The sequence below is a fragment of the Streptomyces sp. ActVer genome (assembly GCF_027270795.1).
GTDB classification, from domain to species: domain Bacteria; phylum Actinomycetota; class Actinomycetes; order Streptomycetales; family Streptomycetaceae; genus Streptomyces; species Streptomyces umbrinus_A.
In genome coordinates, this window is the sequence record NZ_JAPWHT010000323.1 from 1 (window position 1) to 11,959 (window position 11,959).

At 70.5% G+C, this 11,959-nt stretch carries 8 protein-coding genes and 1 pseudogene; 5 read left to right on the plus strand and 4 right to left on the minus strand.

Going from position 1 to position 11,959, the window contains the following annotated elements; all coding sequences use genetic code 11:
• The 4 genes and pseudogenes from O3Q52_RS37280 to O3Q52_RS37295 all read left to right on the plus strand — a co-directional run.
• Positions 1-234, plus strand: a pseudogene (locus O3Q52_RS37280) (hydroxyurea phosphotransferase); the annotation flags it as partial.
• 192 nt (positions 235-426) lie between these two features.
• The gene (locus O3Q52_RS37285) at positions 427-2,025 is read left to right on the plus strand and encodes a glycoside hydrolase family 43 protein (protein WP_269653039.1); all 1,599 of its coding nucleotides are present in this window, start codon (positions 427-429) and stop codon (positions 2,023-2,025) included.
• A gap of 259 nt (positions 2,026-2,284) precedes the next feature.
• Positions 2,285-4,033 carry a putative Ig domain-containing protein gene (locus tag O3Q52_RS37290; protein WP_269653040.1) on the plus strand — a complete coding sequence of 583 codons (1,749 nt, stop codon included), beginning with the start codon at positions 2,285-2,287 and terminating at the stop codon, positions 4,031-4,033.
• Between the two features lie 384 nt (positions 4,034-4,417).
• The gene (locus O3Q52_RS37295; protein ID WP_269653041.1) at positions 4,418-5,665 is read left to right on the plus strand and encodes an alginate lyase family protein; all 1,248 of its coding nucleotides are present in this window, start codon (positions 4,418-4,420) and stop codon (positions 5,663-5,665) included.
• A 37-nt stretch (positions 5,666-5,702) separates the two neighbouring features.
• Here O3Q52_RS37295 and O3Q52_RS37300 read toward each other — a convergent pair whose 3' ends face one another.
• The 4 genes from O3Q52_RS37300 to O3Q52_RS37315 form a co-directional block, all read right to left on the minus strand.
• Positions 5,703-6,773 carry a LacI family DNA-binding transcriptional regulator gene (locus tag O3Q52_RS37300; RefSeq protein ID WP_269653042.1) on the minus strand — a complete coding sequence of 357 codons (1,071 nt, stop codon included), beginning with the start codon at positions 6,771-6,773 and terminating at the stop codon, positions 5,703-5,705.
• A gap of 151 nt (positions 6,774-6,924) precedes the next feature.
• Entirely contained in the window at positions 6,925-8,634 is a 1,710-nt protein-coding gene (locus O3Q52_RS37305; protein ID WP_269653043.1) for a helix-turn-helix domain-containing protein, read from the minus strand.
• Positions 8,631-9,566 (minus strand): PmoA family protein, encoded by a 936-nt coding sequence (locus O3Q52_RS37310; RefSeq protein ID WP_269653044.1) that lies wholly within the window; start codon positions 9,564-9,566, stop codon positions 8,631-8,633. Before O3Q52_RS37310 ends, O3Q52_RS37305 begins: the two co-directional genes overlap by 4 nt.
• Positions 9,563-10,801: a Gfo/Idh/MocA family protein gene (locus O3Q52_RS37315; RefSeq protein ID WP_269653045.1), complete on the minus strand. Its 1,239-nt coding sequence runs from the start codon at positions 10,799-10,801 to the stop codon at positions 9,563-9,565. The genes O3Q52_RS37310 and O3Q52_RS37315 overlap by 4 nt, the downstream gene beginning before the upstream one ends.
• Positions 10,802-11,111: 310 nt before the next feature.
• On the opposite strand from O3Q52_RS37315, the gene O3Q52_RS37320 reads away from it, so the two are divergent.
• Positions 11,112-11,959, plus strand: an 848-nt coding sequence (locus O3Q52_RS37320; protein ID WP_269653046.1) for an undecaprenyl-diphosphate phosphatase, incomplete at its 3' end; no start/stop codon positions are given.

Consider the following 11,959-nt stretch of genomic DNA (forward strand, 5'->3'; position numbering starts at 1 on the left):
CGATGGGAGGCGGTGACGGAGACCGGCGACGGGGCCCGCGCGGTGCTCCGCCGCTTCGACGTACTGACCGGGACGATCGGCCTGGACCGGCAGCGGGCGGGTGGCTGGACGCTGGGGCGCATCCTGCAGAACACCCTGTGGGACATCGAGGACGGGAAGACGGTGATCGACCCGCCTCAACTGGTCATCGCCTCGGTGGCGTTGGGGCGCTGGGCCGGGAGGGGGATGGGGTGACTTCGCGTCGTGCGGGCGCGTGCGGGTTGTTACGTGGCTGGGGCGCGCAGTTCCCCGCGCCCCTGACGGGGGCCCCGGCGAAAGTTTCGAATAGTGCCGCTCTCGCGATGGGAGCGTTGACCCTGCGGCAACCGGTTCCTACATTGAGCGCGCCTCAGCGAGGCGTGGCGGACTCCGTGTGAAGGGACCTGCATGACCGTGGGCCACATCAGCAACCCAGTGCTGCCCGGATTCCACCCGGATCCGAGCATCGTGCGCGTCGGCGCGGAGTACTTCCTCGCCACCTCCACCTTCGAATGGTTCCCGGGCGTACCCGTGCACCGCTCGACGGATCTCGTCCACTGGGAGCGGGCCGGCCACATCCTGGACCGGCCCGATCTGCTCGACCTCCGAGGAGTCGCCGACTCGGCGGGTGTGTGGGCGCCCTCGCTCTCGCACCACGAGGGCCGGTTCTGGCTCGTCCACAGCATCGTGCGGACCATCGGGCATCCGTTCAAGGACGTCGACAACTACCTGGTCACGGCCCCGTCGATCGACGGCCCGTGGTCCGAGCCGGTGTTCCTCAACTCCTCCGGCTTCGACCCGTCGTTCTTCCACGACGAGGACGGCCGCAGTTGGCTGCTCAACATCCAGTGGGACCCCCGCGACGGCCGCCCGTCCTTCGCCGGGATCGTGCTCCAGGAGTACGACTCCGACAAGCGTGCCCTGATCGGCCGGCCGCGCACGATCCTCACCCACGAGGAGCTGATCGAGGGGCCCAACGTCTACCGGCGCGACGGCTGGTACCACCTGATGCTCGCCGAGGGCGGCACCGGCTGGAACCACGGCATCCTGACGGCCCGCTCGCGCGAGCTGACCGGACCGTACGAACTCGATCCGGACGGCTCGCTGTTGACGACGCGCGACGTACCGGAGTGGCCGTTGCAGAAGGCCGGTCACGGTGAGCTGGTCGAGACGCCGGAGGGGGAGTGGTACCTCGCCCACCTGGCCTCCAGACCCGTACGGACGCCTTACGGGCCGCGCTGCATCCTCGGCCGGGAGACCTGTCTGCAACGCGTGACCTGGACTGACGACGGCTGGCTGCGGCTGGCGGACGGAGGGCGGCGGCCGAGTCTGGAGGTCGCGGCGCCCGCGGGGGTGGAGCCGGGACCCGCCGCCCCGCCCGTCGACTGGGACGATTTCGACTCGCCTTCCCTGGACGGGAGTTGGAGCACACTCCGAGTACCCGCCACCCCCGACTGGCTGACCCTTCGCGAGCGTCCCGGACATCTGCGGCTGCGCGGAAGGCAGAGTCCGCACTCGCGGTTCGACCAGAGCCTGGTCGCGCGGGGGCTCGCCTCGGTGCGCTGCGAGGTGACGACGGTCGTCGACTTCCACCCCTCGCACTTCAGCCAACTCGCGGGCCTCATCTGCTGGTACGACACGTCGACGCACTTCTACCTCCGCCTCACCCATGTCGAGGGCCGCGGCCGCGTCCTGGGCGTGGTCCTCACCGACGACGGCGCGTACGGAGAACTCCCGGACGGCGAACTCGCCACGGACGACTGGCCGTTGGTCCATCTGCGAGCCCGCTTCGACGGCTCGGAGCTCCGCTTCTCCGCGTCGCCCGACGGCACGGACTGGCAAGCCGTCGGCCCCGTCCTGGACGCGAGCAAGCTCTCCGACGACTACGGGGACCGACTGCGGTTCACCGGCGCCTTCGTCGGCATCTGCGCGCAGGACCTGGGCGGGACCCGCACCCCGGCGGACTTCGACTGGTTCGAGATGCGGGAGCTCGACGGACGGCAGTAGAGGTTCTGCCGACCAGCCGCTGAACAACCGGTTGCGCTGCTGCTCCGACGGTCGGACCGCGCGTCATCGCCCCACCGACACCGACGTTCGGCATGCCCCGGACCTCTGGTTCGGGGCCTCCTGGGCACCGGTGATTTTCGAAAGTCGGCGAAGACCCTTGACGTGGTTTCCGGAGAGGAAGAAGCTCTGCGCACCCCCTATAGAAACCGGTTGTCGGCCTCGCCGCCGCACACAACCCGAAGCAGGAGATGACCAGTCGATGCGCTCACCCGCCGTCGCTCCCCTCGGCCGAGGTCCCTTCCTCACCCCGTCGGCGGTCGGCACCGCCGGAGCGGAGGATGGAGCCGAGGACGGACCGGTGGCCGCCGACCGGCTTGTGGTGCATCCCGTCCCGACGGGGCTGCCGCTCAACACCAGCTTCTCCGTCAAGGCCCGCACGCCCGGCGGCGGGTGGTGGACGGTGCCCGTTCTGCGTGCCCGGACGAGGACCGTCGACGAGACGACCGGCGCGGGCCTCGTCAGGAACTCCTCGGTCGCCAACCTGGACTTCACCGGCACGGTCGAGGTCACCGCCGCCAAGGGCGCCATCGGCTCCGTACGAATCCGCCCCTTGTCGTACGCCGTCGAGCACGAGGTGAGTGGCGACACCGTCCGCTTCAGCCTCACCGGGCCGCGCAACCTCTCCGTCGAGATCGACGGGGACCTCTACGACAACCTCCATCTGCACGCCAACCCGATCGAGCGGCAGCGGCCCGACGCCGACGACCCGGACGTCCTCTACTTCGGCCCCGGCATCCACGCCGTCCCGGACAACGTGCTGCGGGTGCCCAGCGGGAAGACGGTCTACCTGGCCGGCGGCGCGGTGCTCAGGGCACGGGTCGACTTCACCGACGTGGAGAACGCCCGGCTGATCGGCCGGGGCATCCTGTACGACACGGACGGCGGCACCACGGTGGCGTTCTCCAGGAACATCGAGATCGACGGCATCCTCGTCCTCGACCCGAGGACCGGCTACTCCTGCGCCATCGGCCAGTCCCAACAGGTCACCGTCCGCAACCTGCACTCGTACAGCTGCGGCCAGTGGGGCGACGGGATCGACGTGTTCAGCAGCGAGGACGTGCTGATCGAGGGCGCCTTCATGCGCAACAGCGACGACTGCGTCGCCGTCTACGCCCACCGCTGGGACTACTACGGCGACTGCCGAAACATCACCGTCCGCGACTCCACCCTGTGGGCCGATGTCGCGCACCCGGTGAACATCGGCACGCACGGCAACCCGGAGAAGCCCGAGGTCATCGAGAACATCGTCCTGAGCAACATCGACGTCCTCCAGCACCGCGAGCCGCAGGTGCTCTACCAGGGCTGCTTCGCCCTCAATCCCGGTGACGCCAACCTCATCCGGAACGTCCATGTCCAGGACGTCCGGGTCGAGGACTTCACCTGTGGCCAGCTGGTCAACCTGCGGGTCATGGCCAACCGGTACAACGCCTCACCCGGCCGGGGCATCGAGGACGTGTACGTGCGGAACCTGACGTACGACGGCACTCACGCGGACACGGCGATCCTCGCCGGCTACGACGCCGACCGGCCCGTCAAGAACGTCACCTTCCAGAACCTGACGGTCAACGGCACGGTCGTCCACGACCGGATGGAGAAGCCGGGCTGGTTCCTGACCACCGACATGGTTCCGATGTTCGCCAACGAGCACGTGTGGAACCTCCGCTTCCTCGACGAGGCGACGGCCGCCTCCACGGCGGCCCCGGAGATCACCAGCGCGGACGAGGCGACGGCCACCACGAACCGCGCCTTCAACCACCTCGTCACCGCGACCGCCCTGCCGACGTCGTTCGACGCCCAGGGGCTGCCGAAGGGCCTGGCCATCGACAAGGACACGGGACTGATCTCCGGGACCCCGAAGGCGCCCGGCACCGGCACGGTCACCGTCTCGGCCACCAACGCGGCGGGCACGGCGACCAGGCCGCTCAAGCTCACCGTCCGGAACGTGTGAGAGGGAGTCACCGTGCTTCCCCCGAGCCGACGGACCTTGCCCGGCAGCACAGGGCGCAAGAACGCTTTCCGTCCGAACCGAGCAGTACGGGCGGGCCGTACGTACTACTGCTCGGTCTCCGCCACCAACCCGCAGGAGGCAAGCGGCAGCAGCTCGGGGTGGGTGGCGGTGACCGTCGGCCTCCCCGCTGTGCCGCGACCGACGAGCACCGGGACTGCTTCCGGCGCGGCCGTTTCCTCCGATGACGGCGTCGCCCGGCCCCCTCGCCGAGGGAGAGATCCCCGGCTTCCGCGACGCCCCCCACCTGAGCGGTCCCCGGCAGCGCGGGTGCGTTCCCGTGTGCCTCCGGGCCGCTGATCCTTCCCAGGATTGGAGATGCACAGAATGAGCCGCACATCCCCCCACCAGCACCTCCCCAGCACGGAGTTGAGCCGCCGCGGTCTGCTGAGGACCGCAGGTGGTCTCACCGCCGCCCTCGCGGTCGGCGCCTCCGCCACCGCCCTCACCGGGAGTACCGCGGCGGCGGCCCCGGCGACCTTCACCCACCCGGGCATGCTGCACGCGTACGGCGAACTCAACCGGGCCAAGGTACGGGTCGCCGCGGGGAACGAGCCCTGGCTGTCCGGCTGGAACCGGCTGACCGCCAACTCCCACTCCGCCGGCACCTGGACGCCGCGCCCGCAGGCCACGATCATCCGCGGCGGCACCGGCGAGAACTACGGCCTCCTCTACAACGACATCCACGCCGCCTACCAGAACGCCCTGCGCTGGAAGACCGCCGGTACCACGGCCCACGGCGACAAGGCCCGCGACATCCTCAACGCCTGGTCGGCCACGCTCACCACGGTCACCGGCAACGCGGACCGCTTCCTGGCCGCCGGGATCTACGGCCACCAGTTCGCGAACGCCGCCGAACTCATGCGCGGTTACAGCGGGTTCGACCTCGAACGGTTCAAGCGGATGATGCTCGACGTCTTCTACCCGCTCAACAACCAGTTCCTGAACAGTCACAACGACGCCTGCATCACCAACTACTGGGCCAATTGGGACCTCTGCAACATGAACTCGATCCTGGCGATCGGCATCCTCTGCGACGACGCCGCCAAGTACGACCAGGCCGTCAACTACTTCAAGAACGGAGCGGGCAACGGCTCCATCAACCACGCCGTCCCGTTCGTGTACGACTCGGAAGGGCTCGCCCAGTGGCAGGAGAGCGGGCGCGACCAGGGCCACACCATGATGGGCATGGGCCAGATGGGCGCGTTCTGCGAGATGGCCTGGTCGCAGGGCGAGGACCTGTACGGCTACGGCGACAACCGGTTCATGAAGGCCGCCCAGTACGTTGCCAAGTACAACCTCGGACAGGACGTGCCCTTCACGAGATACACCTGGGGCACGGGTCAGAACTGCGCCCAGCAGGCGCACACCGTGATCTCCGCCAACAGTCGGGGGCAGGTCAGGCCGGTGTGGGACATCCTCCACTACCACTACGCCCGCCGGCGCGGGCTGGCCGTCCCGTACATCACCGCCATGGCCGAGAGCGTGCGGCCCGAGGGCGGCGGGGGTGACTACGGCGCCAACAGCGGAGGCTTCGACCAGCTGGGCTTCGGGACGCTGATGTACGCCAAGTAGGCTCCGCCGCACGACACTTGGCGGTGCGGGCTGCCGGTCACCGCTGAGTGTCGGGCGGGGGCGCCACCGAGGCCCGTACGACCACGTGCGTGCCCAGGAGGAGGTGTTCGTCGGGGGAGTCCGGGGTGCGGGTCAGGGCTGTGCGCACCGCGAGCCGGCCCAGGTCCTCGTAGGGGACGTGGACGGTGGTCAGCGGCGGGTTGAGGTCCCGGGCGAAGGGGATGTCGTCGTAGCCGACCAGCGAGACGTCCTCCGGGACGGAGAGACCCGCCTCGTGGAGCGCGGTCAGGGCTCCCGAGGCGACCATGTCGGTCGAGGCCATGACCGCGGTGAAGTCGAGGCTCTGAGCGAGGGCCTGGCGGACGAGGCGGTGGCCCGAGTCGCGGGTGAAGTCGCCGAAGAGGCGGAGGGCCGGGTCCGCGGTGACGCCGCGGGCCCGGTGGGCCGCGAGGTAGCCGTGCTCGCGGCCCTGGGCCGTGGTGTTGGACGGTTTGCCGCCCAGGAAGAGGACTCGGCGGTGGCCCTGGGCGAGGAGATGGGCGCAGAGTGCGTACGCTCCGCTCTCGTTGTCGTACTCGATGACGGTCACCGGCGTGCCCGGGTCCAGGGGCGGGCGGCCGCAGAGAACCAGGCGGGAGCCCGCGGATGCCAGGGAGTCCGCGATGCGGGCCATGCGTTCGCGGTACTCGGCGGTGTCCGCGGTGCCGCCGACGAGGATCACCGCGGCGGCGCGCTGGGCACGCATCATCTCGATGAACTCCAGCTGGCGTTCGGCGTCGCCGTCCGTGCTGCACACGAGGGACAGATGGCCGAGACGGGTCGCCTCGCGCTCCACGCCGTGTGCCATGTGCGCGAAGGACGGGCCCGTGATGTCGTCCAGGACGAACGCGAGCGTGGGAGTGCCCGCCCCCGCGATGGCCTTGGCGCGGGCGTCCGCCACGTAGTCGAGGTCGCGGACCGCCCGCATCACGCGGGTACGGGTCGAGGTGCTGACCGGGTAGTCGCCGCCGAGGACGCGCGACACCGTGGACGCCGATACGCCGGCCCGTGCCGCCACGTCCCGGATGGTGCGTCGGCCCGCGACGTCGCTGGTGGTCTTCCTGGTCATGACCCGCCCCTCTTCTCCGCCCCGGAAGCGACCCGTCCGCCGTCCGGGTGCGCCCCACCCCTGGGAAGTGCGGCAACGCTCGTGGCAACCGGTTCCCGGGCCGGAGGCTAGCAGGGGGAACGGCGGACGGGGAGGGGTCGGAATTCCCCTGTCACAGGGAGTAGCCCCGCAGCTTTCGGTACAGGGTCGCGCGGGCGATGCCCAGCGCCGCCGCGGCCCGGGCCTTGTTGCCGCCGTGGCGGCGCAGCGACTCCAGGATGGCGGTGCGCTCGGCGAGTTCCATCGGACTCAGCTGCCGTGTCGCGGGGCCCTCCCGGACGGGGTCCGGGAGTTCGGTGCGCCGCACCGGGCCCGCCACCTGGCGGTGTTCGGCCAACGCCCTGACGAGATGGGCGAGTTCCGTGATGTTGCCGGGCCACGGATGGCGTTCCAGGGCCCGTAGCGCGTCCAGCGTCCAGGTGAGTGGCGGCCGTCCCGGTACGGGCTTCGGCGCCAGTTCGGGGAGCAACTCCCTGATGTCGTCCGGGCGTTCGCGCAGCGCCGGGAGAGTCACCGAGCGGGCGGCCAGGGTGTCGAGCAGTCGCTGGAGACAGGGGCCCGGGGGAGTACCGGGTGTGAACGTGAGGAGCAGGGGCGCGTCCGGGCGTTCGTCGAGCAGGGAGTTGAGAGCGGCGACGTCGGCCTGGGCGAGGCGCTCGGCGTGCCGGAGGAGGAGCGCGCGGTCGCTCGCCAGTGCCGTTGCCCAGATGCCGGTCTCGTCGACCGGGCCCTCCGCCGCGTCCACGACCAGCGGATCCAGATCCCCGCGCGCCCTGAGCAACTCCCTTGCCAGGGCGGTCTTTCCGGTGCCGCGCTCCCCGGTCAGGAGCAGGGGCTCCCGGGACCGGGCCAGTTCCGCGGCCTTCGCCGTCGCGTGACGCCACGGCACCGAGCGCCCGGCGAGCGCGACACGGGGCTGCTGCGTGTGCGGTCGCACCGCTTCGTCGGCGGGAGGCTCGACCACGGCGACCACACCGATGACCGCGCCCTCGTGGCGTACGGGGGTGACATGCGCCGTGCCCGTGCCGTCGGGGAGTTCGAGGTCGTAGGCTGCGGAACCGTTCCTGCTCCGCGCCGAGTCGTCCGGCTCGGACGGGCGGGCCGGACCAGAGGGGTCGTACGACTCAGAAGTGCCGGCCGGCTCACAGGGGTCGTACGACTCGGAGGGGCCGGTGTCGTCCCGCCCCGAGCCGTTCGCCGCCGCGGTCCGCTCCAGGACCGCCACCGCGCCCGGCGACAGCATTCCGGCTGCCGCGTCGCTCAGCAGCCGGTTCTTGCCGTCGAGCGCCACGACCGCCGCCCCCGGCCGGGCGGCGGCCCGCTGGAAGGCGGCGAGCGGCTCGGGCCCGTCCGCCTCGCGCAGCGCCCGGTACCCCTCCAGGGCGAGGTCGCGCCGGGCGCGGGCGAACCGCTCCTTCTCCTCCTCGGGCGCGTCCGCCGGGATGACGGTCGCGGCGGCGTACGTCTCCGGGTCGGTCAGGTACTTCGGCGGCAGGGTGAGCACCGCGTCCCCGGCCTCCGGAAGCCCGCTGTTCTGCATGAGGACGGTGATGCGCAGATCGTCCTCGTTGACCAGCCGGTGGATCGTACCGGGCGTGAACCAGGCGACCGTGCCGGGCGCGAGAGGCGTGACCTCGTACCCGGACGTCGTCAGGGTCTGCACCGCGCCCCGCCCGCCGGTGACGACGTACGCCTCCGAACAGGTCAGGTGCAGATGGGGAGTTCCGCCGCACACCCCGTCGTCGGCGGGCCAGTCGTAGACCGACAGATGCGAGACCGCGACGCCTCCGGGGAGCCCGGCGAAGCCCTCGGCCGCGCTCACCACGGGTGCACCGCCAGGTACTTGGCGATCTCCTCGCGCTCCCAGGCACCGTCGGCGACGACGACGCGGTAGCGACGGGTGAGGGTCTCGCCGGGTGCGAGCTCCAGCTCGTCGAAGAAGGCGAAGGAGGGGGCGACGGCCGCGAACGGCTCGTTGCGGACGAACCAGTGGGCCGGATGGGCACCGCCCTCGCCCGTGTGGTCGTTCTCGGGGGCGTGCGCGAAGACGAGCGTCGCGTATCCGTCGGTGACGTCGTGCTCCGCGGAGTACGCGAGCCAGGGCGCCTGCTCACCCATGAGGTCAGGCCCCTCACCGTCGGGCCCGATGATCCGGCCGTCCCGGAAGCCGCGCGGACCGCGCCAGAAGAGACCCGTGTAGCCGGCCATCTCCCGCCCGGCCGTCGTGGGGCTGCCGAACCGCAGGGGTTCGTCACGGCGGTTGGTGACGGAGGTCGAAAAGGTCAGCGCCCAGGATCCGGACACCGGGTCCACGTCGTGCACCTCGACGCGGCGCTCCTCGTCCGCCCAGAGCGAGCCGTCGTAGGGATGCCAGGTGAGCCGCTCGGCGATGACCACGCGGTCGCTGTCGGCGTGCACCTCGTCGAACTCGACGTGTGTCATCGACCCGACACGCTCAGGGAGTTCGAGATATCCCTCTCCGTGAACGTATGTGTTGCCGCCCCACAGGTTCGCCCCCGACAGATGCGAGGCGGTCATCTGCAGGCCCTTGTGCCAGCGGTGGTCGTTGGGCCGGTAGTCGGTGACAACGTTGCCCGCGAGCGTTCTGAGCGGGTGCAGATACGGCTTCGGTGCCTCCCAGGCCGCCTCGGGGCCGTACACGTAGCTCAACAGGTCGACACCGGTGGTGGGTTCGGTGATCGTGATGCGGTCCCCGTGGGCGTGGACGATGCGCAGGCCGTCCTGTGCGGTCATGCCGATGCCTCCTCGTGCGTCGTGGGTGCCCAGCCGGGCGCGCCGCCGTGCAGGGCGGTGTAGTAGGGGTCGCCGGGCCCGATCTCACCGGCGCGGACGGTGACGTCCGTGAACGCCGACTTGTAGAGCGCGGTGATCAGCTCCAGGCTGGTGCGCCCGTCGGCGCCGCTGCTGCGCGGCCGCTCGCCCGCGCGCATGCTCGCGACCAGGTCACGCAGCTGGGCCAGGTGCGAACTCGGCACGTCGGCGCCGAAGTCCTGCCAGGCCGCCACGTCCTCGACGGGCGCGTCCGGTGCCGGGGTGATGCGCCAGTTGTCGTTGCTGTGCCCGTAGAGATGGGTGAGTTCGACCGTCGCGTGCTCGCAGTCGATGCGGATCCGGCTGACCTCGTCCGGGCTGAGCACGCTGTTGACCACGGTCGCGAGCGCGCCGCTCTCGAAGCGGACGAGCGCGGTCGAGACGTCCTCCGTCTGTACGTCGTGCACCAGACGCCCGGCCATGGCCCGCACCTCGCTCCACGGCCCGAGCAGGTCGAGCAGCAGGTCCATCTGGTGGATGCCGTGTCCCATGGCGGGCCCGCCGCCCTCGGTCTCCCACTTTCCGCGCCAGGGCACGGCGTAGTAGGCGGCGTTGCGGTACCAGGTGGTCTGGCAGTGCGCCACGAGCGGCCGCCCCATGGCCCCGTCGGCGATCAGACGCCGTACGTGCCGGGCGCCCGAGCCGAACCGGTGCTGGAAGACGATGGAGGCGTACGGGCCGCCCTCGGTCCCCTCCTCCGACTCCACGGCGTCGAAGTCGGCGAGGGTCGGCACGGGCGGCTTCTCGCACCACACCCAGGCGCCGGCGCGCAGGGCGGCGACGGTCTGGTCGCGGTGGAGGGTCGGCGGGGTGCAGATGGAGACGAGGTCCGGGCGCTGTTCGGCCAGCATCCGGTCGAGATCGGTGTAGCCGTGCGGAACACCGCCGTCCGCACAGAAGCGCTTCACCGCGTCGGCGTCGATGTCGACCGCGGCGACGATCTCCACCTCGCCCTCGGCGGCGAGCGCGGCGAGTGCGGGCAGATGGCTGCCAGAGGCGATGGCTCCGGTGCCGATGACGGCAGCCTTGATCCGGCGTCCGTCGAGCGGGACGGGCGGCCGGCTCTCGCGCTCGGTGCTCTCGTACTGGTTGCTCGCGTTCTCGATGTCCTCGTGCTCGGTCGTCTTGCTGGTGGTGGCGTCGCGTGAGGTACGCATGGACGTGATCAGCACTCCATCGGACGTGACAGCGGTTCTGGCGGACGCCTGCCCTCCACGGTGACCACGAGAAGGCCATCGATGGCAGCAAGCGCTTTCACTCCTCGCGGAAACGTAAGCGGCCGCATCACGGCGGGTCAACACCCTGGTCACGGTGGCGGGGTCTGTGACAGGGAGGCCCTGTCGTCGCACGCTCCCCGAGGGGCGCTACGCTGCCCCGGGCGCGCCTGATCACCGCAGACGACAACACGGCACGTCCGTCCGGCCATTCGCTCCGCTCCCGCCATCAGCACTTGGATCACGTAACTTCATGTCTTGGTTTGAATCCCTCATCCTCGGACTCGTCCAGGGGCTGACCGAGTTCCTTCCCGTCTCCTCCAGCGCGCACCTGCGGCTGACCGCGGCGTTCGCGGGCTGGGAGGACCCGGGAGCGGCCTTCACCGCGATCACCCAGATCGGTACGGAGACGGCGGTACTGATCTATTTCCGCAAGGACATCGCCCGGATCATCTCGGCGTGGTTCCGCTCGCTCACGAACAAGGCGATGCGGAGTGATCACGACGCGCAGATGGGCTGGCTCGTGATCATCGGCTCGATTCCGATCGGCGTGCTGGGCGTCACCCTCAAGGACCAGATCGAGGGACCGTTCCGCGATCTGCGCATCACCGCGACGACGTTGATCGTGATGGGCATCATCCTCGGTGTCGCCGACCGGCTCGCGGCGCGTGACGAGACGGGCGGGAAGCACCGGGCCGCGAAGGAGCGCAAGTCGCTCCAGGACCTGAGCGTGAAGGACGGCCTGATCTACGGCGTCTGCCAGGCGATGGCCCTCGTCCCGGGCGTCTCCCGCTCCGGCGCCACCATCAGCGGCGGCCTCCTCATGGGCTACACCCGCGAGGCCGCGGCCCGCTACTCGTTCCTGCTCGCCATCCCGGCGGTCCTCGCCTCCGGCGCCTTCGAGCTGAAGGACGCGAGTGAGGGCGGCGATGTCTCGTGGGGCCCCACGGTCTTCGCGACGATCATCGCGTTCCTGGTGGGTTACTCCGTAATCGCCTGGTTCATGAAGTTCATCACGACCAAGAGCTTCATGCCGTTCGTCTACTACCGCATCCTGCTCGGCATCCTGATCATCGTGCTGGTCAGCGTGGGCGCACTGAG

Bases quoted from the DNA above. Each gene is read 5' to 3' on its own strand.
- O3Q52_RS37300 (WP_269653042.1), bottom strand. From the start codon at position 6,773: ATGACCAGGAAGACCACCAGCGACGTCGCGGGCCGACGCACCATCCGG.
- O3Q52_RS37315 (WP_269653045.1), bottom strand. From the start codon at position 10,801: ATGCGTACCTCACGCGACGCCACCACCAGCAAGACGACCGAGCACGAG.
- O3Q52_RS37295 (WP_269653041.1), top strand. From the start codon at position 4,418: ATGAGCCGCACATCCCCCCACCAGCACCTCCCCAGCACGGAGTTGAGC.
- O3Q52_RS37310 (WP_269653044.1), bottom strand. From the start codon at position 9,566: ATGACCGCACAGGACGGCCTGCGCATCGTCCACGCCCACGGGGACCGC.
- O3Q52_RS37285 (WP_269653039.1), top strand. From the start codon at position 427: ATGACCGTGGGCCACATCAGCAACCCAGTGCTGCCCGGATTCCACCCG.
- O3Q52_RS37290 (WP_269653040.1), top strand. From the start codon at position 2,285: ATGCGCTCACCCGCCGTCGCTCCCCTCGGCCGAGGTCCCTTCCTCACC.